22 protein-coding genes are annotated in these 25,000 nt (G+C 49.9%); 10 read left to right on the top strand and 12 right to left on the bottom strand.

Annotation, left to right across the window (positions count from 1 at the left end):
* Positions 1–98: 98 nt before the first annotated feature.
* Together AEST_RS15000 and AEST_RS14995 are read left to right on the top strand one after the other, a co-directional pair.
* Complete coding sequence (locus tag AEST_RS15000; protein ID WP_008610063.1) at positions 99–902, top strand: PEP-CTERM sorting domain-containing protein; 804 nt, start codon at positions 99–101, stop codon at positions 900–902.
* Between the two features lie 246 nt (positions 903–1,148).
* A complete protein-coding gene (locus AEST_RS14995; RefSeq protein ID WP_008610062.1) occupies positions 1,149–2,120 on the top strand; it encodes a trypsin-like serine protease in 972 nt (323 codons plus the stop codon).
* 74 nt (positions 2,121–2,194) lie between these two features.
* Here AEST_RS14995 and AEST_RS14990 read toward each other — a convergent pair whose 3' ends face one another.
* Both AEST_RS14990 and AEST_RS14985 read right to left on the bottom strand, forming a co-directional pair.
* Positions 2,195–3,814: an FAD-binding oxidoreductase gene (locus tag AEST_RS14990; protein WP_008610061.1), complete on the bottom strand. Its 1,620-nt coding sequence runs from the start codon at positions 3,812–3,814 to the stop codon at positions 2,195–2,197.
* Between the two features lies 1 nt (position 3,815).
* On the bottom strand, positions 3,816–4,691 hold the full coding sequence (locus AEST_RS14985; protein ID WP_008610060.1) for a PEP-CTERM/exosortase system-associated acyltransferase: 876 nt from the start codon (positions 4,689–4,691) through the stop codon (positions 3,816–3,818).
* Between the two features lie 183 nt (positions 4,692–4,874).
* On the opposite strand from AEST_RS14985, the gene AEST_RS14980 reads away from it, so the two are divergent.
* Genes AEST_RS14980 through prsR form a run of 3 tightly spaced genes read left to right on the top strand, consistent with a single transcriptional unit; the run spans position 4,875 to position 9,068 of the window.
* Positions 4,875–5,627 (top strand): S1 family peptidase, encoded by a 753-nt coding sequence (locus AEST_RS14980; RefSeq protein ID WP_008610059.1) that lies wholly within the window; start codon positions 4,875–4,877, stop codon positions 5,625–5,627.
* Positions 5,628–5,638: 11 nt separating this feature from the next.
* Positions 5,639–7,696 (top strand): XrtA/PEP-CTERM system histidine kinase PrsK, encoded by a 2,058-nt coding sequence (prsK, locus tag AEST_RS14975; RefSeq protein ID WP_039925625.1) that lies wholly within the window; start codon positions 5,639–5,641, stop codon positions 7,694–7,696.
* Between the two features lies 1 nt (position 7,697).
* Positions 7,698–9,068 carry a PEP-CTERM-box response regulator transcription factor gene (gene prsR, locus AEST_RS14970; protein WP_008610057.1) on the top strand — a complete coding sequence of 457 codons (1,371 nt, stop codon included), beginning with the start codon at positions 7,698–7,700 and terminating at the stop codon, positions 9,066–9,068.
* Positions 9,069–9,215: 147 nt separating this feature from the next.
* Here prsR and AEST_RS14965 read toward each other — a convergent pair whose 3' ends face one another.
* The 10 genes from AEST_RS14965 to tkt all read right to left on the bottom strand — a co-directional run bounded on the left by AEST_RS14965 (position 9,216) and on the right by tkt (position 19,846).
* Positions 9,216–10,481 carry a tetratricopeptide repeat protein gene (locus AEST_RS14965; RefSeq protein WP_008610056.1) on the bottom strand — a complete coding sequence of 422 codons (1,266 nt, stop codon included), beginning with the start codon at positions 10,479–10,481 and terminating at the stop codon, positions 9,216–9,218.
* Positions 10,482–10,484: 3 nt separating this feature from the next.
* Positions 10,485–11,102, bottom strand: coding sequence for an energy transducer TonB (locus AEST_RS14960; RefSeq protein ID WP_008610055.1), 618 nt, complete (start codon positions 11,100–11,102; stop codon positions 10,485–10,487).
* A gap of 2 nt (positions 11,103–11,104) precedes the next feature.
* Positions 11,105–11,509, bottom strand: coding sequence for an ExbD/TolR family protein (locus tag AEST_RS14955; protein ID WP_008610054.1), 405 nt, complete (start codon positions 11,507–11,509; stop codon positions 11,105–11,107).
* A gap of 12 nt (positions 11,510–11,521) precedes the next feature.
* Complete coding sequence (locus AEST_RS14950) at positions 11,522–12,046, bottom strand: MotA/TolQ/ExbB proton channel family protein (protein ID WP_039925623.1); 525 nt, start codon at positions 12,044–12,046, stop codon at positions 11,522–11,524.
* Between the two features lie 2 nt (positions 12,047–12,048).
* The gene (locus AEST_RS14945; RefSeq protein ID WP_008610052.1) at positions 12,049–13,416 is read right to left on the bottom strand and encodes a MotA/TolQ/ExbB proton channel family protein; all 1,368 of its coding nucleotides are present in this window, start codon (positions 13,414–13,416) and stop codon (positions 12,049–12,051) included.
* Positions 13,417–13,422: 6 nt separating this feature from the next.
* Entirely contained in the window at positions 13,423–14,193 is a 771-nt protein-coding gene (locus AEST_RS14940; RefSeq protein ID WP_008949635.1) for a DUF3450 domain-containing protein, read from the bottom strand.
* Between the two features lie 245 nt (positions 14,194–14,438).
* A complete protein-coding gene (gene fba, locus AEST_RS14935) occupies positions 14,439–15,503 on the bottom strand; it encodes a class II fructose-bisphosphate aldolase (protein WP_008610050.1) in 1,065 nt (354 codons plus the stop codon).
* Between the two features lie 62 nt (positions 15,504–15,565).
* Positions 15,566–16,744: a phosphoglycerate kinase gene (locus AEST_RS14930; RefSeq protein WP_008610049.1), complete on the bottom strand. Its 1,179-nt coding sequence runs from the start codon at positions 16,742–16,744 to the stop codon at positions 15,566–15,568.
* A gap of 39 nt (positions 16,745–16,783) precedes the next feature.
* Positions 16,784–17,797 (bottom strand): erythrose-4-phosphate dehydrogenase, encoded by a 1,014-nt coding sequence (gene epd / locus AEST_RS14925; protein WP_008610048.1) that lies wholly within the window; start codon positions 17,795–17,797, stop codon positions 16,784–16,786.
* 51 nt (positions 17,798–17,848) lie between these two features.
* A complete protein-coding gene (gene tkt / locus AEST_RS14920) occupies positions 17,849–19,846 on the bottom strand; it encodes a transketolase (protein WP_008610047.1) in 1,998 nt (665 codons plus the stop codon).
* A 96-nt stretch (positions 19,847–19,942) separates the two neighbouring features.
* Here tkt and AEST_RS17540 point away from each other — a divergent pair, with 96 nt between their 5' ends.
* The 5 genes from AEST_RS17540 to gshB all read left to right on the top strand — a co-directional run bounded on the left by AEST_RS17540 (position 19,943) and on the right by gshB (position 24,968).
* Complete coding sequence (locus tag AEST_RS17540; protein WP_008610046.1) at positions 19,943–20,065, top strand: hypothetical protein; 123 nt, start codon at positions 19,943–19,945, stop codon at positions 20,063–20,065.
* A gap of 176 nt (positions 20,066–20,241) precedes the next feature.
* Entirely contained in the window at positions 20,242–21,390 is a 1,149-nt protein-coding gene (metK, locus tag AEST_RS14915) for a methionine adenosyltransferase (RefSeq protein WP_008610045.1), read from the top strand.
* 183 nt (positions 21,391–21,573) lie between these two features.
* Positions 21,574–23,154, top strand: a complete 1,581-nt coding sequence (locus AEST_RS14910; protein WP_008610044.1) for an AbgT family transporter — start codon at positions 21,574–21,576, stop codon at positions 23,152–23,154.
* Positions 23,155–23,271: 117 nt separating this feature from the next.
* Positions 23,272–24,000 carry a 16S rRNA (uracil(1498)-N(3))-methyltransferase gene (gene rsmE, locus AEST_RS14905; RefSeq protein ID WP_008610043.1) on the top strand — a complete coding sequence of 243 codons (729 nt, stop codon included), beginning with the start codon at positions 23,272–23,274 and terminating at the stop codon, positions 23,998–24,000.
* A gap of 8 nt (positions 24,001–24,008) precedes the next feature.
* Entirely contained in the window at positions 24,009–24,968 is a 960-nt protein-coding gene (gene gshB / locus AEST_RS14900; RefSeq protein ID WP_008610042.1) for a glutathione synthase, read from the top strand.
* Positions 24,969–25,000: the final 32 nt, after the last annotated feature.

The raw sequence follows: 25,000 nt of genomic DNA, 5'->3' as shown, positions 1-25,000 counted from the left end.
CCAAATAAAAACAACAGCATAAAAAAAATTAAAAGATGGCATGATTCCAGCATAATCAATGGAAACTTCGTATTTGAAGATTTATCAAGGAGCAGAAGATGAAATATGTAACGAGCTTTATCGGTGCTGCGGCACTGGCTGTAGCCAGCTTTAATGCTAGTGCAGCAACTGTTAGTGCGGGTGGTGTAGTTTGGGATGAAGTTGCAAACGGTGGCGTACTGGGCAATTTCAATTTCCAACAGTGGTATTCAACAACCGCTTATGGTGTTGGTAGCCAAGGACAACAAACTATCACCTCGAACACAGCCGTTCCGATTCTTACCCCAAATGCACACCTAAATGGTATTGGTGTATTTACCTCGTTAAATGATGGCCGTTTAGTGTTTGGCAATCAGTACTGCGCAGGTGAAGTTTCTTGCGCGTTGACTTTTGCCTTCGGTGGTTTAAAAGTAGCTAGTCTGACGCCTGGTGAATTTATTTTTGACACATCTGCGGCTTGGTTAAATGTTTATTTCCAATCGCCAGCTATTGCAACCGCTGTGAACAACTCTAGCAACAATAACTACAACAACCAGTTTGCTAATGTTCAAAATGGTACATTGTGGGCCTCGTTTGCTTTTGATAGTGCAATCTTAAGAGCACAAGCCCTGACAGGCTCTGGTGGTTTCTTCGAAGCCATGTTAAGTGTAACTGGTGGTTTGCCAGATGTAGTAGCAGCTTTAGATCGCCAAAACGGTATGTCTGACATTTACATCAACACCCAGGCAGCCTTTGGCACAAATGGTAACTACAGCAGCGGTGGTTCTGGTCGTGTTGAATTAATCCCAGCACCAGCCTCAATTGCGTTGCTTGGTTTAGGTCTGCTGGGTTTAGCTGGCGCTCGTCGCTTTAAAAAAGCTTAATCGATAGTCTGTATTATAAAAAGGCGGAAGATTCCGCCTTTTTTTGTTTAGCAACTCTGTATTTCCTAGCAACTGACTATCGAACACCTAGATCTTACAATGTAAATTAATGTCAGAAAAATTTACATTGCAACAACGCAATAACCTCAAATCACTGTTTAAATTGATAAAAATTATTGGCCCATACTTTGCGTAATTAAAATAACTCGCGACAGAGTTATATTAAAATAATATCCGGGACCTAACATGAAAAAATCCATTCTAATTACGGCTGCTTGCTTATTCGCCAGCCACTTTGCCACTGCCGGTGTAATCCGTCATGACGTTAACGATAATTTATATCGCACTATCGGTGTTTTACCTCAATTTGATAGTGTTGGCGCTATCCTGTTCGATACACCAGCTGGTGGCTTTATTTGTAGCGGCACCGTAGTTGCCAGAAACTGGGTACTGACCGCCGCACACTGTGTTGATGAAGCCACCACTATGACTTTCTACAGCCCGGTCTTTAACGAGGACCGCAGTGGATACTATCATCAGGCCTACACAGCGACTTCATGGGTGTGGCACGAGAATTGGACTGGCAACCTGTTAGCTGGGTGGGATATTGGCCTAATGTACTTTGAAAATGGTATCGATGCGCCTATCGCTAATCTTTACACTGGTTCTAACGAAGCGGGTGCGATAACAACACATGTTGGTTATGGCGCAACAGGTACAGGTTTAACTGGTGCTAATCAGGCCGCCGGCACCCGTCGTGGTGGTCAGAATGTGGTAGACGGAGCTTACTCAACTGAAGGTACTGGTGGCCAGTTATTGTGGTCTGACTTTGATCATCCAGATCCAACTGCTGTTGACTCTTGGGGCGATGTGCATAACGATTGGGTTAATTTCTGGTATAACTACTTTGGTTACGGCTTTACCTCTGAAAATGCAGCTTTACCTTTTGAATATGCTATCGCAGGTGGTGACTCAGGTGGTGGTGCCTTCATTTTCGAAAACGGAGAATGGCTGTTAGCTGGTGTACACTCACTGGGTTCAAACATCAACGGTAACAATATTCGCTCAGACTACGGCGACCTGTTTGCCTCTACCCGGGTAAGTGCATTACAAGACTGGATCTACAGCTATATCCGTCCAGCAAGCGTTCCTGCACCTGCTGGCTTACTGTTAATTCTGGGTGGCTTACTATTACTGGCGCGTCGCAGAAAAGCTTAACTGAAACCAGAAAAACGCTGTTATTGCCTCACAAAAACCTCAGCCTGAGCTGAGGTTTTTTATTTGTATCTTAGCTAGGGCTTTGGACAATAGCGCCCAGGTGAGAGTAACGCTTCAGGATCCAGCGCCTGCTTTATGCGCTGTACCACTTGCCAGAATGTGCTATCGGCATGTAACAACTCTGCCTGCTGCTGCAGATTTAACCGATACGGTACCCAACCCTGCTTCAATCCAACCTTAACCAACTCGTCCAGGCAAGCCTTAGCCTGCGCCACCGCATCCGGATCCAAGCGGTTAAACACAATTGGAATAGTGCTATCGACCGTATCGTGCCGCAGACTGGTGAAAGTAATCATCGGCTCAATACCATACTTGGGGCAAAGCGTGCGGATATGCTGGATAAAAGCCCGCATTGCCTCGGCACGCATCGGCACCAGGGGGGCATACCAGAGCAAACCACATTGATCTGCAGCGGGGTTTAATCTGACACTGGCAGCAGGTTCCACTCTGGGATTGCGCCAGTAGGCTAAAGGCAGAGCAACCTGGTTAGGCACCCCTCGCATAATTTGAATACCGGCATCCAGCGATGCCAGCATTTTTGCCGGTTTGGCTAATAAGGCCGGTAGTAGTTTAACCGCCAGACGTCCTATTTTTATCAGGGCGCTGCTGGAAAACAGCACCTTATTCGCCCTACCACCAATAATGCTCTTTACTTCAGCCTTGGCAGCTGCCACCACCTTCGGTCGGCCATAAAGGGTGCCGGCAATAGTCCAGGCCGGTATATCATAGGCTTTTGCAATATCAGACACCTGCTGTTCTGTCATCACCTGATGCGCAGCGGCACCATTTGGATTTACTGCCATCATGGCTGCAACCCGCCTGCGATCCATAATATTAACTGAGCCAACTACCCCTTCCAAATCGCGTAGGATCTGAAACACAATCTGTTGCGCCAGTTCAAACTGCTGGTCATCCTGAAATTGGATATAGAATGCATCAAAGGCGGCAGGATTAGCTTTTAGCCGGACGGTGATCTCGGTAACGATAGCCAGATTACTCTGGGTCCATAAGCCATCCAGATAGGGCCCTACACCATACTTATAGGTGTGATCGATAAGTCCTTCCTGGCTTTGATCTAACTCGGCCACCGCTGACTGCACGATACTGCCATCAGCCAGCATGGCACGCATAGCCGTTACTGCCCCAAAATGGTCGGTATAGGGAGTAATACCATAGCCACGTTCCAGTGCATTACCCAAAATACTGCAATCCGGACCCGCACCTGTTACCGGCACCATAAAAGCTAATTGCTGTTGGTCAAGAAAGTCACGTAATAGCTGCTGCGTTACACCGGGTTGCACTGCAAATAATCCCAGGGTCGCATCAATCACCCTGATTTGTCGTAAACCACTTAAATCGAGTAGTACCGCGGGACTATTGGGTGTTGCTGAATTATAGCCCCAGTTTTTGCCAGTACTGATTGGGAAAATGACGAAGGCATCATCGGTATGTCTTAACTGGCTGGCCAGCTGTAACAGTTGCCGTATGTCTTGCTCTGTCGCCACCTTGACGACTAAAGACGTGGCCGTTGCCTGAGCTTCACAATTTTGTTGATAGGCAAGCAGTGCATCACTGCCCGTTATCACCTCACAGGCCGAAGAAAGGCACTGTGTGATACGTTCTGCTAACTGCACCCTAGCCTCCGCTAAACAGCGGGCCATTCGGCAGCTGGATCCCATTGCTTTGACTCTCGCGCGCAGCGACTTGCTGATGACTAAATAATTCTTTCTCAATCGATTTCATCAGTTTGATATAGCCTGATGAAATGTTTTTACGGAACATATCAGAGTTAATGTAGTACGCTGCCCGCTTACCATGATATTCCACCGGTTCACCAAGCTGCTTAAAGTTAATGCCAACAAAGCTTAAACTGCGGGCCAATCGCGGCTCCATCATCACAAAGGCATGCAGCCGGTTGGTATGAAAAGCCATAGCCGCCGCCGCCATATACAAGCAAATCGCAATGTAGGGAAAGCAACGTAACTCATTAGCTGAAAAGGTACTTTCATCGATTGCACCGGTCGCGGCGCCGGCAAATTTATCTATTGCCCGCTTCCGGAACATCGCCGGCACGGCAAGGCGTGAAAACTCGCAAATATTTTCCCTGGCAAAATTGGCCGGGCTTAAACTTAAATCCTCAATGGCATGAGAGCAAAACTTTTCAATTGGAAGTAATTGTTGTGGATGATCTGAAGTTATCAATCGCACCGTGCCAGCCATCTGGCTAGTACCAAGATGCCTGATAAAACAGTGAATCGAGTGGCTATCAAACTCATCAAATTCCTCGTGATTGGGTTTTAAATCTTCGAAATGTAATTCTTCACAGTACACATTGTGTCGCAGTTTAAAAACTTCATGTTTTAGATCTGCCGTTGAGGCAACCTGAGGTTTAAGGTATTGCGAGAAGTGTTCAGAGATATGTTTCGCATCATTGCTGGCGAGAGTGGAAATGGCCTTTTTTACCATACCGCCGATAATAGGTTTATCCGCTAAAGCTCTAAGCTGTTTCATAAATCCCTCTGCCCATATTGTCGTAAGTACCCTAAAGTACTGGCATCACACTTTTTACTATTGCCTGCTAAATTACAATACTTTCCAGTAGAAATATTTAATCTTAACCAGCAGGTACCTTTTCGAGTACTATAAGTTAAGATTAATACAAGATGATGGATTACGCTAAGGCAGGCAATTGATATGCGCATATTTTTTATCATTTTATTTTTGTTACAAGCCGGCGCTTTAAAGGCTCAACAGCCATTAAGTACCACAATCCAACAGGTTAAGCCGGCAATCGTCGCTATTGGCATTCATAACCCAACCGGCTCTCCAAGAACACGGCTGGTTGGTACCGGTTTTGTGGTGCCACCGGGTAATCAGATTGTCACTAACTACCATGTTATCGCCAGTCCGCTGGATACTAATCGCCAGGAAGAATACGTTGTATTGTCGGGCCAGGGCAATCAGATTGTACAGCATAAAGTACTGCAGCAACGCTCTGCATTGGCTTATGATTTAGCCGTACTAACCATCCAGCAACGCTTACCCGCCCTCACGTTACTCAGTACGCCAGAATTAGTGGCTGAGGGTACGGACATTGCCTTTACCGGCTTTCCGATCACTCAGGTACTGGGCCTGCATCCGGCAACTCATAGGGGTATTATTGCCGCGCAAACGCCTGTCGCGATCCCGGCCGATAACTCAGCTAATTTACATGCTGCGGCGATTCGCCGCTTAGGCGCCCCCTATCTGGTGTATCAGTTAGATGCGACAGCCTATCCCGGTAATAGCGGCAGTCCGCTCTATTTACCTCATTCCGGGCAGGTTATTGGCGTGATTAATCAGGTGCATGTAAAAAGCACCCGTGAGGCAGTGTTAAGTGATCCCAGCGGCATTACCTATGCGATCCCGGTGCAACATTTATTAGCCCTGCTAAGCCGCACTGAATAATGGTTGCTGCTATGTTGGCCTTTACTCCTGAACAAATTGGCTTTGCGCTGGCGGCTTTGGCTTATGGCATATTGTCACTGCTGATTTTAACTACCAGAACGAATAACGTTCCTAAGCAACTGCTGCTAGCCTTTACCGTCAGTAGCCTGCTCTGGGCCTTCTGGTACGCCACGACCCTGGCTATCCCCTATGCCGAGCCGATGTCCAAGGTATTGGAATGGTTACGCCAGTTGCTACTGATTTTGTTCTTGTTGGCCGCTTTGCAGCCTCAGTCGGGCATCACACCGTTTCTATTAAAGCCGCACACCTTATTGACACTGCTGTTGGGCGCTCTCTGGCTGACCATTGCGCTGTTCCTACCTGCATCCAATAGCTTGCTGTATACCGGCTCTCTGGCATTTTGTGTCGTGCAACTGGCACTACTAGAAGCGCTATACCGTAAAGCCTCTGATGCCGAGAAATGGCAATATAAGCCACTGATTATCGCGCTGGGTGCTGCCGCCGTATTTGATTTTGTGCTGCTGGCAGAATCGGCACTGTTCGCCCGGGTTGATTTACAGCTATGGCAAGCCAGGGGCTTTGTTTTTGCCTTGCTGGTACCTGTGCTGACGCTCTCCATTCGCCGTATTACCGTTTGGGAAATCAAGGTCTATATCTCCCGCGATGTCGTGCTGCAGAGCACTCTGGTACTGGCTGCCGGCCTGTATTTATGTTTGCTGGCACTGACCGGATTTTACCTGCGGTATGTCGGCGGTAGCTGGTCCGAACTGTTACAAACCAGCTTTATTGTACTGGGCTTTGTGTTGATGTTGTTGTTGTTGCTATCAGCCACCGTCAGACGCAAAGTAAAGGTATTTATTGAAAAGCATTTTTTTGCCAACCGCTTTGACTATCGTGAACAATGGTTAAAACTGACTCAAGGGCTGCGACAGGTCGATCTGAATCAACCCAGCCGCTTTCAACAGATCCTGGGGGTGTGGCTGGATTCCATTCATTACCAGCAAGGTGCCTTACTGCAATTTCAAACGCCAACCCAGATCAAGGTCCTGGCCTTGCAGCAACGCCCGGCGCTAACAGAAACCGAACTCACACTGCTGGAGCGTTACTATCAGCAACATCAGAATGATGCCTGGCAACTTGACTTAAGCGAAAGCGATGAGCTGACCACCGGCTTGGATCTGGCAGAGCTAAAATTCCAGCTGCTGTTACCAATCAGGACTAAAGATCAACTCTGGGGCGTTTGTTTGATGCAGGCAAATGCCGGGCAGCCATTGAAACTCAACTGGGAATTGCGGGATTACTTGTCGGTGGTTTCAGAGCAAATTGCCGCCCTGCTCCAGCTGATTCAACATAGCGACAAGCTCAGTGAGAATGCCCAGTTCGCGGCCTTTAGCAGGATGTCTGCCTTTGTGGTGCACGATTTGAAAAACGTAAAGGCGCAATTGGATTTGCTGCTACGCAATGCCGTTAAGCATAAGCATAATCCCGAGTTTATCGAAGATAGCTTTACTACTCTGGCGGCAATGCAACAACGTCTGGATCATATGCTGTCACAGTTGACCAGCAAACAAAGCCCGACTCATCCACTGCGCAGCTTTACTGTCGCCTCGTTACTAGAGCAGGTGATCAGCCAACGTTGTGCGAATAAGCTCCCGACACCTGAACTTATCGTAAAACAGGATGCCAGTTTAACCCTGGATAAAGAGCGCTTTGCTAATATTATCTTCCACTTGCTGGATAACGCCCAGCACGCCACTGCAGATGATGGCCAGATCCGCTTAACCCTTGATGCCAGCGGGGAACAGTTAAAGATTGAAATCAGCGATACCGGTAGCGGTATGACAGCCGACTTTATTGAGCACCGGCTGTTCAAACCTTTTGATACCACTAAAGGTAATGCCGGTATGGGCATAGGCGTTTATGACGCCAAAACCTTTATTGAACAGGCCGGCGGTAGCATCAAAGTACAAAGCCAACCGGGGCTTGGCACTACCTTTCAACTGGAACTTCCGTTACACTTAGCTAACAATATTCAGCCAGCAGCAATCGCTTTGCTACAAGGATCGTAAGATGCATACCGTTTTGGTAATTGAAGATGATTTGGGTATCCAGAAACAATTAAAATGGAGCCTCAGTGATTACGAATTGGTCTTTGCTGCCGACCGGCAACAAGCCATGACGCAATTGCGCCGCTTTGAACCAGCCGTTGTTACGCTGGATCTGGGCTTACCACCTGATGCCGCCAATGCCTCAGAGGGCTTGGCTTGCCTCACCGAAATCTTAACTGCTAAACCGGAAACCAAGGTCATAGTACTTACAGGCAGTACCGATAATAATCATGCGTTGCAGGCCATAGCGCTCGGCGCCTACGATTATTATCAGAAACCCATCGATGCCGATGTATTGAACATTATTCTGCAACGTGCCTTTAAGCTAAGTCAGTTAGAGCAGGAAAACAAAGCTTTAAAAGCCAGTAGCTATCAGCAGGCGGATATTATTGGCAATAGTGAAGCTATCCAGAAAGCCTGTCGCACTGTTGAGAAAATTGCACCTACAGAAATCACCACCTTGTTGTTAGGCGAAAGCGGTACCGGTAAAGAAGTTTTTGCCCGGGCTATTCACCGGCAAAGCCCGCGTACCGGCAAACCTTTTGTCGCGATTAACTGTGCATCTATTCCGGAAAATTTGCTGGAAAGCGAACTGTTTGGTTATGAAAAAGGTGCCTTTACCGGCGCGGTAAAAACCACCCTTGGTAAAATAGAGTGCGCCAATGGTGGCACCTTGCTGCTGGACGAAATTGGCGATATGCCCCTTTCGCTGCAAGCTAAAATGCTGCGCTTTTTACAAGAACGGGTTATTGAGCGGGTTGGTGGCCGCAGCGAAATAGAAGTCGATGTCAGAGTGATCTGCGCGACCCATCGTGATTTACAGGATATGGTGGCCGCGCAAAGCTTCCGCGAAGACCTCTACTACCGGATCAGCGAGATTGTGTTGCGGATCCCACCACTGCGCAATCGCGGTCACGACATTATTCTGATTGCTAAAGCTTTACTGCATCGTTTTAATCAGGAATACAAAACCCAAATCCAGGGCTTCACTCCCTGTGCAACTGAAGCGCTGCTTAGCCACAACTGGCCTGGAAATATCCGCGAATTACAAAACAAGCTGAAGTCAGCGGTGATTTTATCGGAAAGTAAGCTGATTAATGCTGAGGATCTTGGGTTTCGCCCCACTGCAAATAAGAGCAGCTTTCAAACCTTACGCCAGATCCGCGAGCAGGCCGAGTCGGAAGGTATTCGTCAGGCTTATGTGCTGGCAAACAGTAATTTATCGAAAACGGCTGACTTACTGGGCGTAAGCCGCCCTACCTTATATGCTCTGATTGATAAATACAAGTTATACGATTTGAAGGGTACTGAAAGCGAAACAACCGAGTCCTAAATCAGCTCAGAGCTGACAACTAAAGGGAGGAGAAAAGCGCCCTTCTCAGGATCTCTGTGCCTTTTAGCGCTTATTAAGCTTCACTTTGTAATACAACAAATATAAAAAAGCCCGCTATTAAGCGGGCTTTTTGTTCAAGCGCTACTATTAGAGATTAATACCCTTAACCCGGGCTTTCTCTCTGATATAGTTTTCATAGCTATTCGCCTGACGGGCAGTCGCCGAGTCACGTTTTGCCTGCTGCAGTGAGGCATAAGCTTCACGCAGTTTACCCTGATTCAGGTAGGCCTCAACCATGCTCATATGTACACGACCGGCATTGCTCGAGTCGCGTGCCAGCGTAGCTTCAAAGGCTTTCAGTGCATCGTTATAACGCTGAATTGCCATAAAGGCCATCGCTTGACGACGGTAAGCATCTGCGTCGTTGGTCAGGGCAGCAAGCTCGCCGTAGTACTGCGCTGCTTTAGCAAATTCACGGGCAGCCTGAAAGTTAGATGCAATAGCAGTTAACATAGTGCGGTCTTTTTTGATTTTACCGCTTTTCAGGTATTTCTCGTAAATTGCTGCCGCTTTGTATGGAATATTGTTATTCGCATACATCTGGCCCAGCATTTTCAACTCAGCTTCGCTCTCCAGATAGCCATTGTTGTACGCAATTTGGAACGCACTTAACGACTTCTGGTAGTCCTCTACCAGCGTATAGAAGTTACCCAGATAAACCCAGAACTGCCGCTCTTCCGGGAACAGTTGTACCATGGTTTCCACCACTTCGACTGTCTTCGGATAATTACGCGACTCATACAGGGCACCCATCTTCAACATATAGTGGTTTTTGTTGGGTGTTTTGGAATAACGGATGGCATTATCAATTGGTACCAGAACGTTTTTATAGTCCTGCAATTGGTAATACGAGTTAGCTATCCGCAGATAGACATCCGGGTCGTTTTCACCAGTAAAACGGATCCAGGCCTCGTAATTACGAATGGCATCCTTATGCATGCCTTCCATTTGCTGCAAGTCAGCGACCAACTTCAATGACGACGCCTGATCAGTAAAGCTCAGTACATCGGGCTTGGTTGCCTGTTCCAGATAACGGATAGCTTGCTTGGCATCTTTCTGAGCGTACAGGTTGCCGATAAAACGCGCTAAAAAGGCGTTATCGAAATCATTGCCGCCACGGATCTCAAGCAATACTTTTAATGCTTCATCGACCTTTTCTTCGTTATACAGCTCGAAAGCGCGGGTCACACCACGCCCCACACGTTCGCCAGGAAGTGTGGTGCGGCGGTTTTTCCGCTCTTCAATCCGGGCACGGTCAGCATCAGTCAGGGTAACCTGAGCAAAACTGGGTACCGAAAAACTGACGCTGGCGGCGACCAATAACGCAGAAGAAATTAAAGACAGTTTTTTCATCTGTTAGCCTCCCTGAGCCATGTCAAGGGTAAAGTCCAGCTGCACTTGCTGGCCAGGCTGACGCACCGGCTTACCATCTACCACTTTCGGGCTGTACTTCCAGCGCCGCAGCGCACGGATAGCTTCACGGTCGAACACACGGCGTGGTTCAGCTTCAATGACTTCAACTTCATCGACACTGCCATCTTCCATAATGGTAAACCGTAAACGAACCCAGCCTTGCAGACCATCACGGGCAGCCTGAACCGGATAACGTGGTTCAATCCGCACGATTGGCGTAGCATCACCGTCACGTAACAGCGAGCCAGGATCACCCAAACCAGTGTTAGCGCCTAAGTCCAGACCTGGCAGGTTGAACGATACTGCACCGGCAGTATTGGTCATCTCCGGCTCCGGCTGTGGCTGCTGCGGCGGCTGAGCCGGTGGTGGCGGCGGTGGCGGTGGCGGTGGTGTCCGCGTCTGTGTATCTGAGTCCGGCGGCGTCGTATTAATCTCAATGACAATACGCTCCTGCTCAGGAGGCCGGCGGTCGCCGCTGCCCTCAATGAGCAGCGCCATAATCAGAAACAACAGGAACGTTACCACGGCACCGATAATTAACGATGTTAGGAAACGTACCATAGTTAGTTATTCTCCCCGGCAACAGTAATGACCAGCGATGGGTCAGCAGCTTTAATCTGATCCATTACTTCCATAACTACACCGTGTTTCGCTTCTTTGTCAGCCTGGATAATGATGGTATCCGTTGGTGACTCCGCTCTTAAACGCTCGATGTTGGCAGAAACCCGCTCCACATCAACCGGCCGCTTGTCCATCCACACTTCACCATTGGCACGGATCGCAATAAAGATCGTAGCGCTTGGTTTTTTCACAGCTTGGGTGGCCTCTGGTTTGTTGACATCAATACCGGCTTCCTTCACGAAAGAGGTCGTCACGATAAAGAAGATCAACATAATGAAAACGATGTCCATCATCGGCGTAATGTCGATTGCGGCCTCTTCGTCTTCGCGTATACGTTTACGTGCCATAAAAATTCTCTCTTAATGATGCGGTAAGCTGTCAACGAGATCTGCTTTTTCCCGTTTGACTTTCACTTCCAGCCGCGAACTGAAAAATACACCCGACAAGGCAGCAACCATACCGGCCATTGTTGGAATAGTTGCCATGGAAATACCCGCCGCCATAGTGCGAGGGTTACCGGTACCTTGGGTGGCCATAATATCGAACACCGCAATCATACCTGTTACCGTTCCAAGCAGGCCCACTAATGGGCACATTGCAACCAGTGTCTTTATCAGTAACATTCTTTGATCGAGTTTATCCGTCGCTTCAGAAATCCAGCAGTCACGGATCTTATGCGCATACCAGGAAGTGGTATCTTCCCGGGCATCCCACTTCGCAACAATTTCCCGTTTCATTTTCGGAAAAATCGAAGTGACATACCAGTAGCGCTCAATCATCAATACCCACATAATGAAGAGCACCGCGGCGACAACGTACAAGACGTTGCCACCCGTATGGATAAAATCCTGTACCGATTCCCACAGCCCTATTAGCTGGAGCATCATTAGGCTTTCTCCTTCTCCGCGTGAGCCGCTACGATACCAGCGCTTTGCTCATCCAGAACTTGCAGAATTGATTTAGCACGAGATTGTACAATGCTGTGTACGAATAACAGTGGCAGTGCAGCAATCAGACCCAGAGCGGTAGTTACCAGCGCCAGAGAGATTGAACCAGCCATCAGTTTCGGGTCACCGGTACCGTACAGCGTAATTTGCTGGAAGGTCAGGATCATACCGATAACAGTACCTAACAGACCCATCAGCGGCGCTACCGCAGCAAACAGTTTGATTAAGCCGATACCACGGTCAACTTTTGGCGTTTCACGCAGGATAGCTTCGTCCAGTTTCAGTTCCAGGTTTTCCACGTCAGCATCTTTGTTGTCGTGGTAAACTTTCAGGATCCGGCCCAGCGGGTTGTTAGTAGACGGGTTGTTCAGGTTTTTCAGCTGAGCACGCATCTTGGCACCAACAGCTGAAAGTACCAGTACCCGCTCTAACGCGATCAGTAAGCCGATGAACAGTAATACCGTGATCAGGTAACCTACAGTGCCGCCCTGGTGGTAGTATTCCATCAGTGTTGCACGTTGCTGGTTCAGACGTAACAGTGAGTTACCCTTAGTCGGGTCAACGTACAGGCTGGTTAATTCACCAGCGCGGGCGTTGTGGAAGGCGGCGACTGAACTGTGGATTTTTGACTGTGGAGCACGGCCCAGTGGTTGGATCTGGTCAGTGTCTACGTTGCGGATTAAATAGTCAGTAGCAGTCGTCAGGTGGAAAGCACCAAAACGGGTTACGCGCTGGGTAGAAGTACCGCCAGCCAGTTCAACCACTTCGGCATCAAACTTAGCGATCTTACCTGATTCAGTCATTTCAGTTAACATCGCTACCCACAGCTCTTCCATTTGCTCAATGGTTGGCAGTTCAGTAGCAGCAGCGATATCACGCAGTACTACGTCACGACCTGGATACTGAGCGCTAACGATGGAGCTTGAAATAGTACCAACGGTTTTGTTCGCTGTTTGACGAACCACACCGAATACCTCACCCATAGTACCCAGGGCGCTTTGCAGCTCCTGTTGTTTCTGAGCAATGGCGATATCGTTTTGGGCATATTGTTGCTGTAAACGCTTACCACGGGCTTCTTCTTCAGCCAGTTGGCGCTTAGCGGTATTTAACAACGCTTGCTTGTCTGCACGATCAGCCAGGAAAGCACGCTCGCGCTCTTGGTTGATCCGGCCTTCCACAGTGCGCTGTTGTTGGATTTGCTGTAATAACTGATCCAGCTTTTGAGTATTTGCAGTCGCGTTAAAGGCTACTGATGCAGAAAGTGTTACTGCCGCAGCGACGACTAAACTTTTAATTGCCAATTTCATCTATTCTTACTCCGCTGCGAAAAGTGGTACACGATCCATTTCAAGCGTGGCTTCACGACGTGCCATCTTGATAAAGTTACCGATTGACGGTAAGTATGAATCCGCTAACTTATCCCAGCTACCAGTGCTCTTGTTATACACCCAGCCTGAGCTGCCATCTAATGCCAGCGCCATCAGCGCTAAACGGCCCAGATGCACGAAATCAACAGTAATGTCGCTACCGCCAGTGCTCAGTGTGCCCTGGAAGGCAGCCAGCTCTGTGCCGTAACCCATTTCGATTTCATAGGCTTCTAAAATTTGACGGAATTGCTCAGAACGCTGCACGTCTGAACGGGCCATCAGATCACGCAAACGTTGTACGCGCTCTAAACGACGGTCGGTACGCAGTGGGATGTCAGCCTGGATAAATTGCTCTAATGAGTCAATCATGCGGAACATCAGTGGCACTGTGCCTTGGTTGGTTTTTTCTAAGCCGTCAATTTGACGCTGGATACGGTCGATTTGACGTTGCTGGTCAGCAACCAGAGTAGCCAGGAAGTCGTTGTAAACTTTCAGGTTGTCGGTTTGGTCAACGACAACACGATATTCACCCAGCAGTTCCTGAGTCTGCTCGTAAATAGTATTGATTTTTTCCTGAGACTGTACTGCTGCACGCTGGATTTGTGCATTTGCCTGATGCAGATCTTTTAAATCTGTCGCTGCAGCTGAACCAGCCAGGGCAAAACTGCCCGCCAGTGCAGAAGCAACAAGGCTCATATGGATTTTTTTATTAAACATAGTTCCCAACCAATTATTGCTGATTAACGTAACCTGATGTTGTAAGGGGTCGCCGTATAGCACGGCAGCAGCCCTCGTTTTAGAGGGTAAACCGCCCGCATCATTACAGGTAAAACGCCGGATGTCAACAGACAGCCAGCGCTGACAAGGCTTTCGCCACCTGTCCTGCACGGAAGGTTTAGCACCAATTTTAAGCTGCGTTAAACAGAGCGCTTACCTTGTTTAACGCGCATTAAAAATTCTGGTTATTTAATGTTCGGCGTTAATTTGCCTGCCACATATAAATCAACCATCTTATCCAATGACAACGGCTTGATTTTACTGCCTTGCCCGGCGCAGCCAAAGGCCTGATAACGGGCAACGCAGATATCCGCCATTGCTTTTACGGATTCCTGTAAATATTTACGCGGATCAAATTCGGCCGGGTGCTTCGCCAGATAGCGACGGATCGCACCGGTCGACGCCAGACGCAGATCGGTATCAATGTTGACCTTACGCACCCCGTATTTGATCCCTTGCTGGATTTGCTCTACCGGCACGCCATAGGTTTCCGGGATGGCACCGCCATATTCGTTGATAATTTCCAGCCAGTCTTGCGGCACCGAAGAGGAACCGTGCATCACCAGATGGGTATCCGGGATCCGCTCGTGAATTGCCTTAATCCGGTCAATCGCCAGAATATCATCTGTTGGTGGCCGGCTAAACTTATAGGCACCGTGTGAAGTACCACAGGCAATAGCCAGGGCATCAACCTGGGTTTCACGCACAAACTGCGCCGCCTCTTCCGGATCGGTCAGCATCTGATCATGGCTAAGCTTACAATCCGCACCAATACCATCTTCTTCACCGGCTTCACCGGTTTCCAGTGAGCCTAAACAACCTAACTCACCTTCTACTGAGACACCACAGGCATGCGCTATTTCTACGACCCGACGGGTTACTTCAACGTTATACGCATAGTCCATCGGTGTTTTGCCATCTTCGCCGAGGGAACCATCCATCATCACGGATGAAAAGCCCAACTGGATTGAGCGTTGACATACGGCTAATGAGGTACCGTGATCCTGGTGCATCACCACCGGAATATGCGGAAACTCTTCCACTGCCGCCAGGATTAAATGACGCAGGAAAGGCGCACCGGCGTATTTGCGGGCACCGGCTGATGCCTGCACTATTACTGGGCTATCCGTTTTATCGGCAGCCAGCATAATGGCACGCATCTGTTCAAGGTTATTTACGTTAAACGCCGGCACGCCGTAGCCGAATTCGGCGGCGTGATCGAGCATTTGCCGTAAGGATATCAGAGCCATGAGGTCCTCTCTTTTATACTAAGGTACAGTTTTAGGTAAAAAGTTTTCTTTTTTGTTATTGTTTAATTCTGAGCGCGTTCTTCTAAAATTGCCACTGCTGGTAGGGTTTTTCCTTCCAGAAATTCCAGAAATGCACCACCACCGGTCGAAATGTAGGAAATTTGCTCGGCTACACCATATTTATCAATCGCCGCCAAAGTGTCACCGCCACCGGCAATTGAAAACGCCTCGCTTTGTGCGATAGCTTCAGCCAGCGCCTTGGTACCGGCACCAAACTGGTCAAATTCAAACACACCGACCGGACCATTCCAGACAATGGTACCGGCGTTTTTCAAAATAGCCGTTAACTCAGCGATGGTGGCCGGGCCAACATCAAAAATCATATCATCAGCAGCTACGGCAGCCACACTCTTCAGCTCGGCAGGCGTATCGGCGCTAAAGGCTTTACCTGTTACCACATCGGTCGGTACCGGGATATTGCCACCCCGGGCTTTCGCCTGCGCCATTAGGCGCTGTGCTTCCGGGATCAGGTCGTTTTCACACAGGGATTTACCGACATTGTGGCCCTGAGCAGCAATAAAGGTATTGGCAATACCGCCGCCAACGATCAATTGGTCCACAATACCAGACAGCGATTCCAGTACGGTCAGCTTGGTAGAAACCTTCGAACCCCCGACGATCGCGACCAGTGGTCGTTTTGGATTTTTTAGTGCCGCGGCTAACGCATCCAGCTCTGCGGTCAGTAATGGGCCGGCGCAAGCAATCTGAGCGTATTTGGCGACACCATGAGTTGATGCCTGAGCGCGGTGCGCTGTACCAAAGGCATCCATCACAAACACATCGCAAAGCGCGGCCAATTTTTGCGCCAACTCATCGTTGTTTTTGCCTTCGCCTTTATTAAAGCGTACGTTTTCAAACACCACTACTTCGCCCTGCGCAACCTCAACACCCTCCAGATAGTCTGCCACCAGCCGCACCGGTGCCGTTAACGCTTTAGCCAGATAGTCTGCTACCGGCTGCATTGAGGATTCGGCGTCAAATACGCCCTCTTCCGGCCGGCCCAGATGTGACATCACCATCACTTTCGCGCCCTTGGCAAGCGCCAGTTCAATGGTGGGAATTGCGGCTTTTAAGCGCGCATCTGAGGTTACCACGCCGTCTTTAACCGGTACGTTTAAATCTTCGCGGATCAGTACACGTTTGCCGTGCAAATCTAAGTCGCTCATACGGATCACAGACATCTTTCTCTCCCTGGGATTAAACTCGAATTAAGGTTGCAATTAAAAATTTTGGCTCATCACTCTGGCCGTATCCAACATCCGGTTAGCAAAGCCCCATTCGTTATCGCACCACACCAGGCATTTCACTAATCTTTTGTGGCTGACTCGGGTTTGGCTGCCATCGACAATGCAGGAGTGCGGATCATGGTTAAAGTCGACCGACACTAATGGCGCTTCAGTGTAATCTAAAATGCCGCTCAGTGCGGTCTGACCGGCTGCACGCAATACCCGGTTAATTTCGGAGATGGTCACGTCCTGATGCAGGGTAACGCTAAGATCCATCGCCGTAACATTAATAGTGGGTACCCGCACTGCTATGGCTTCAAAACGCCCGGCCAGATGCGGCATAATCCGCTCGATCCCCAGTGCCAGCTTGGTATCCACCGGAATAATGGAGTGGCTGGCAGCGCGGGTACGGCGTAAATCCGGGTGATAGGCATCAATCACCTGCTGGTCATTCATCGAGGCATGAATGGTCGTAATAGTACCGCTTTCAACACCAAAGTGCTGATCCAGTACCTGGATCACCGGAACAATACAGTTAGTGGTACAGGAGCCGGCCGATACCACCTGCATCTGCGCGTCTAACAAATGCTGATTAATGCCGTAAATTACTGTTGCATCGATATCGGCGTCCGCCGGGTGCGAAAATAACACTTTTTTGGCACCGGCCTGCAAATGCCAGTTGGCATGCTCCCGGCTGTGAAAAACACCGGTACACTCCAGCACAATATCCACCCCAAGCTCGCGCCAGGGTAACTCCAGCGGATCAGGTTCATTAAAGAGCGCAATCTTGTCGCCGGCGACACTCAAGCCACCCGGGATCGCCGCAACCGGATAGCGAAAACGGCCATGGGCACTGTCGTAACGTAACAGATGCGCCACACCTTCGGCTTGCGCCAGCTCATTAATCGCTACCACCTGTAACTGCTGTTGCCAGCCGTTTTCATAAATGGCGCGCAAAATGTTGCGACCGATACGGCCAAAGCCGTTTATTGCCAGTTTAATTGTCATAAGCTCAGCATGAAAAAACGGGCCCGGTAAGGGCCCGTTACAAAACCAGAATTACGCCAGCAAGTTTCTGGCAGTCGCCAGCACGTTAGCGGCGGTAATACCAAAGTGTTCAAATAGCTGCTCCGCCGGTGCCGACTCACCAAACGTCTGCATACCAATCACGGCGCCATTTAAACCGACATATTTATACCAGGTATCCATAATACCGGCTTCCACCGCAATCCGCTTACTGACACTGGCTGGCAGCACGGCTTCACGGTAACTGGCATCCTGTTGTTCAAACACATCCGTCGATGGCATAGACACGACGCGCACGGCTTTACCTTCGGCTTGCAGCGTTTTAGCGGCCTGCATCGCCAGTTCAACTTCAGAGCCGGTGGCAATAATAATCAGCTCAGGCGTAGTGGCAGAGTCCAACAGCACATAGCCACCGCGTTTAATGGCAGCCAGTTGCTCTGCGGTACGGGCCTGTTGTACCAGATTCTGGCGGGTAAAGATCAGCGAGCTTGGGCCATCATGGCGTTCAATCGCTTGCTGCCAGGCCACCGCTGACTCCACCTGATCACAAGGGCGCCAGTTCATCAAATTAGGGGTGACTCGTAAGCTGGCCAGCTGCTCGATCGGTTGATGTGTTGGGCCATCTTCACCCAAACCAATTGAATCGTGAGTATAAACAAAGATCACTCTTTGCTTCATCAGCGCAGCCATCCGCACTGCATTACGGGCATATTCCATAAACATCAGGAAGGTCGCGCCGTAAGGCACAAAGCCACCATGCAGCGCGATACCATTCATCATGGCAGACATACCAAATTCGCGCACTCCGTAGTAAACATAGTTACCGGCGGCATCCTCTCTGGTCAGCGGCTTAGAGCCAGACCAAATGGTCAGGTTGGAGCCGGCTAAGTCGGCCGAGCCCCCCATAAACTCCGGTAATAGCGGGCCAAAGGCATTCAGTGCATTTTGTGAGGCCTTACGGGTGGCGATAGTTGCCGGGTTAGCTTGTAATTGCTCAATATACGCCTGGCTTTGCGCCGCCCAATCGGCAGGTAAGGTACCGGCATAACGACGCTTAAATTCGGCGGCCAGTTCCGAATAAGCTTTTTCGTATGCAGCAAAGCGCTGTTGCCAGCTTTGCTCTGCTGCCGCGCCAGTCGCCTTGGCATCCCAGTCAGCATAGATATCCGCCGGGATTTCAAAGGGGGCGTAAGGCCATTGTAAAAATTCGCGGGCAGCGGCAATTTCCGCTTCACCCAATGGTGAACCATGGCAGTCATGGCTGCCACCTTTATTCGGTGCGCCATAACCGATCACGGTCTTGGTACAGATCAGTGTCGGTTTGTCGGTCACGGCGCGTGCCTGTTCAATCGCCGCTTTAATCGCTTCCGGATTATGGCCATCAACATTAGCCAGCACATGCCAGCCGTAGGCTTCAAAGCGCGCCGGGGTATTATCGGTAAACCAGCCTTCAACATGGCCATCAATCGAAATACCGTTATCATCCCAGAATGCAATCAGCTTACCCAGGCCAAGGGTACCGGCCAAGGAACAGGCTTCGTGCGAAATCCCTTCCATTAAACAGCCATCGCCCAGGAACACATAAGTATAGTGGTCAACAATGTCAAAACCGGGGCGGTTAAACTGCGCCGCCAGCGCTTTTTCGGCCAGCGCCATGCCCACGGCATTGGTAATACCCTGCCCCAGCGGCCCTGTGGTGGTTTCAACACCGGGTGCATAGCCAAATTCAGGGTGACCCGGGGTTTTCGAGTGCAGCTGGCGGAATTGCTTTAAATCTTCTATCGATAAGTCATACCCGGTCAGATGTAATAAAGAGTAAATCAGCATCGAGCCATGGCCGTTAGACAGCACAAAGCGGTCCCGGTCGGCCCAGCCCGGGTTTTGCGGGTTATGTTTCAGATAGTCACGCCATAACACTTCGGCAATATCGGCCATCCCCATTGGGGCGCCTGGGTGGCCAGATTTAGCTTTTTGCACCGCGTCCATACTTAAGGCACGGATGGCATTGGCGAGTTGTTTACGAGATGGCATGCAGACTCCTGACAAATTGCGCTGATTATTCAGACTTGAGGTTTGCAGTGTAACCCGACACAGGCTGTTACCAAAATGATTACTGTGGGGGTTTAGATGGCCGTATTTTCACCCAGCCGCCGCCAGATGGCAAATGATTATCTGTGGCCTTTTTTGCAGCGCGGTGATCTGGCTGCTAGCGTTTACGTAATTTCCGGCATGAAAGACGTCTGGGCGTAAATTTTACTGGTAATCGCCGGGGGCTTTCACTAAAATAAGCGGCTATTTTTTTGGCGCCTGCCGGCTATACATTTGGAGTTAAATTGTGAGTTGGCAATAGTGGCGCTTGCTTAATCACAGCGCTGTGACAGGGTCACGGCGCTTTATGTATTAACTAACGTGGTGGAAACTAACAGATGGCACAACATATTTTCACGTCTGAGTCTGTATCTGAAGGGCATCCGGATAAAATCGCTGATCAGATTTCCGATGCGGTACTGGATGCGATCCTGGAACAAGACAGCAAGGCGCGTGTTGCCTGTGAGACCTTCGTTAAAACAGGTATGGTGTTAGTCGGTGGCGAAATCACGACTTCTGCCTGGGTTGATATCGAAGAGCTGGTACGCAAAACCGTACGTGAAATTGGCTATACCCATTCTGATATGGGTTTTGACGCCGACTCCTGCGCCGTATTAAACGCTATTGGTAAACAATCGCCGGATATCAATCAGGGTGTCGATAAAGCTGACCCGCGCGAGCAAGGTGCAGGTGACCAGGGTTTAATGTTTGGCTACGCCAGTAACGAAACCGACGTGCTGATGCCGGCCCCTATTACCTATTCCCACCGTCTGGTACAGCGTCAGGCCCAGGTGCGTAAAGACGGTACCCTGCCGTGGTTACGCCCGGATGCCAAGTCGCAGTTAAGCTTTATTTACGAAGATGGTAAGCCGGTCGGTATCGATGCCGTAGTATTATCTACCCAGCACTGTGACACCATCAGCACCGCTGATCTGCGTGAAGCGGTAATGGAAGAAATCATTAAGCCAGTATTACCGGCGGAGTGGTTAAGCAGCAAAACCAAGTTCTTTATCAACCCAACCGGCCGCTTCGTGATTGGCGGCCCAATGGGTGACTGTGGTTTAACCGGCCGCAAGATTATCGTAGATAGCTACGGTGGTATGGCACGGCATGGTGGTGGTGCTTTCTCTGGTAAAGATCCATCCAAGGTTGACCGCTCAGCGGCGTACGCTGCCCGCTATGTCGCGAAAAACCTGGTTGCGGCTGGCCTTGCAGAGCGTCTGGAGCTGCAGGTATCTTATGCTATCGGTGTTGCAGAACCTACTTCAATCAGCCTGGAAACCTTTGGTACCAGTAAACTGAGTGAAGACGAGCTGATCAAACTGGTACGTGAACATTTCGATCTGCGTCCTTATGGCCTGATCCAAATGTTGGATCTGGAGCGGCCAATTTATCAGCCGACGGCGGCTTATGGTCACTTCGGCCGTAACGAGTTCCCGTGGGAGCAAACCGATAAAGCTGAGCTGTTACGTCAGTACGCCAAATAACCGATAGCGGGTTAAATGCCGTAAAAAGGAGAGGTGACTCTCCTTTTTTGTTTTAATTTGCTGCCACAACCGATTTGCCGCTTACCCGAAGCGCGCTTTTGTGTATTATTAGGGCGTTTTCGCCTCCAGGGTCTGATTGCGTTTAGCAATCACACAATAAAAAAGAAAGAGAAAGGAACTGCTATGTCAGAACAAACCGCCGCCGTGAATAACGGCTGGATGAACCGTGCGCTCAATACCATTGAGGTGATCGGGAATAAATTACCCGATCCGGCCGTGCTCTTTGCACTGTTAATGGTGATCGTCTGGGGCCTGTCCTGGTTATTTTCCGGAATGACCTTTACCGAAATCGACCCTCGCAGCGGACAGCAGGTGCAAATTGTTAACTTGCTATCCGGGGCTGCTCTTACTCAGTTTGCTTCCAATATCGTAACAACCTTTGTTAATTTCCCACCGCTGGGTGTGGTACTGGTCGCGATGTTAGGTTTAGGTGTGGCGGAATATACCGGTTTTATTAATGCCGGCTTACGTTCTATTCTGGCCGTCACACCAAAGATGTTATTAACCCCGGTACTGATTGCCGTAGGTGTACTCAGCCATGTGGCGGTGGATGCCGGCTATGTGTTGGTGATCCCACTGGGTGCCGTGATTTTCTACGCTGCAGGCCGTCACCCACTGGCCGGTATAGCAGCAGCCTTTGCCGGCGTTTCCGGTGGTTTCTCGGCAACGTTCTTTGTCCCTTCCAGCCTGGATCCGTTACTGGCCGGTATGACTCAGGTTTCGGCTCAGTTGCTGGATCCAACTGTTACCATCAACCCGCTAAATAACTATATCTTTACCACCGCATCTACCTTCCTGATCGTATTAGTCGGCTGGTTTTTAACGGATAAAGTGATTGAACCGCGCCTGCAAGCCACTAAGGTTGATGGCGATACGTCACAGATGGTGAAAATGGATGCACTAAGTGCACAAGAGCGGAAAGGCTTACGCGCTGCGGTGATTTCGATGTTTGTCGTGGCAGCCCTGCTGGCTCTGAGTATTGTTGTACCTGCCGCAACGCCTTGGGCAGCACCCGCTGAGCAAGTTGCCGAGGGGATGAACCCGCTGCTGGTTGCTGCCTCGCCACTGATGAAGTCGATTGTAACGTTGATCTTTGTGTTCTTCCTGGTACCAGGTATTGTCTATGGCTATGTCGCCGGCACGGTACAAACTCACCGTGATATCATCAAAGGTATGAGCAATGCGATGAGTGGTATGGGCTACTATATCGTGATGGCGTTTTTCTGTGCGCTGTTCCTGTATGCCTTTAACCAGTCGAATCTGGGGGTATTACTGGCGTTAAAAGGCGCCAATGCGTTAAAAGCCATGGGACTACCACTGGCAATGACATTGGTAGGTATCGTGTTTTTATCCGGTTTAGTTAACCTGGTTGTCGGCTCAGCTTCTGCCAAATGGGCTCTGATTGGCGCTATCATGGTACCGATGCTGATGGAACTGGGTATTTCACCAGATCTGACCCAGGCAGCCTACCGCGTTGGTGACTCGTCGACCAACATTATCACCCCGCTGCTGCCGTACTTCCCGCTGATCGTTGTGTTCTGTCAAAAGTATGTGAAGAACAGCGGCATTGGTACTCTGGTAGCGTTAATGCTGCCCTACTCTATTGCGATGCTGGTACTCTGGACTGCCTTCCTGCTTGGCTTCTGGGCACTGGATATTCCGCTGGGCTTAGGTGCCTCATACGAGTATATTCCTAACCGCTAAGCAACAAGCGTTTTGACTAAGGCCCTGCGGGGCCTTTTTTTATCGATTAGCGCCGGGTTAAGACAAAACACTGGTAATATTAGCCTCAGGCTTTTTTCAGTTAAACAGAACCACAAGATGCGAACAATACGAATCTACCAGCCATCAGCCTTGCCAGCCGGCGCTAAGCTTGCCCTGAGTGACGATGCGGCCAACCACGTTGGCCGGGTGCTGCGAATGCAAGCGGGACAGCCGTTACAATTGTTTAATGGCGATGGCAAAAACTATACCGCTACCATAAGCGAAGTCGGTAAGAAACAGCTTTTGGTCACTATCGACAGCAGCAGCGACAATCCGGTCGAATCCCCGCTGCGTATCCACTTAGGTCAGGGCATTTCCCGTGGTGACCGGATGGATTTCGCCATTCAAAAGGCGGTAGAGCTTGGCGTGACCGAAATCACCCCGCTGTTTACCGAGCGCTGCGGCGTAAAACTGGATGCCGAGCGTTTGGCGAAACGTACCGAGCAGTGGCAAAAGATTGCGATCAGCGCCTGCGAGCAAAGCGGACGTAGTGTGGTGCCAACAGTGCATACCGCGGTTAGTCTGCAGCAATGGCTGGCCACCCCAACAAAAGCTTTACGGCTGACCTTGGATCCGCGCGCTGCCGCCACCATTAAGACCCTAACTTCGGCCAGCGATATTCAGTTGGTAATAGGTCCGGAAGGTGGCTTTACCGATACTGAAGTCAGCCAGACCGCGGCCGCCGGTTTTACCGGTATTACGCTGGGTCCGAGAATTTTGCGCACTGAAACGGCAGCGCTGACCGCGATCAGCGCCCTGCAACTGCAATTTGGCGATCTCGCCTGAGGATAAGCATGACAGCAATTAAACTTGGCATCGTGATGGACCCGATTGCGGACATCAATATCAAAAAAGACTCCAGCTTTGCCATGCTGCTGGAAGCGCAGCGCCGCGGCTATGAAATTCACTATATGGAAATGGCGGATCTGTATTTACTGCAAGGTCAGGCCCGCGCCCGTACGCGCTTACTGAGCGTCGAACCCAACCCGGAGCGCTGGTATCACTTTGGTAGCGAACAGGATCTGGCGCTGAGCGAGCTCAACGTGATTCTGATGCGCAAAGATCCGCCCTTTGATACCGAATATATCTATGCCACCTATATGCTGGAGCGTGCCGAAGATGCCGGCACTCTGATTGTCAATAAACCGCAAAGCCTGCGCGATGCCAACGAAAAGCTCTATACCAGCTGGTTTAGTCAGTTTACGCCAAAAACCCTGGTCAGCCGCGATCCTAAGCGCTTAAAAGCCTTCTATCAGCAAGAGCAGGACGTAATCTTAAAGCCTCTGGATGGCATGGGTGGCGCCTCGATCTTCCGCTTAAAACCTGAAGATCCGAATGTCAGTGTAATTTTAGAAACGCTCACCGCCCATGGCAGTCAGTATGCGATGGCGCAGCGCTATATTCCGGAAATTGTCGATGGCGATAAACGAATCTTAGTGGTTGACGGCGAACCTGTGCCATACTGCTTAGCACGGATCCCCGCTTCGGGTGAAACCCGCGGTAATTTAGCCGCCGGCGGCCGTGGCGAAGCCCGTCCGCTGTCAGACAGCGACTGGGCCGTTGCCAAAGCCATAGGCCCAACCTTAAAGGCCAAAGGTTTAATCTTCGTCGGTCTGGACGTGATCGGTGACAAACTGACCGAAATTAATGTCACCAGCCCGACCTGTATCCGGGAAATCGAAGCCGCCTTCCCGATCAGTATTACCGGTATGTTATTTGATGCTATCGAGCGTCGCCTGGCAGCAGGTTCGTAGTTAGTTGGTCGCACCACAGGTTGATCAAGGAG

The organism is Alishewanella aestuarii B11 (assembly GCF_000280055.1).
Taxonomy (GTDB): Bacteria; Pseudomonadota; Gammaproteobacteria; order Enterobacterales; family Alteromonadaceae; genus Alishewanella; species Alishewanella aestuarii.
The sequence above is the reverse complement of the archived record's forward strand: the minus strand, read 5'-3'. Positions and strand labels throughout refer to the sequence as shown.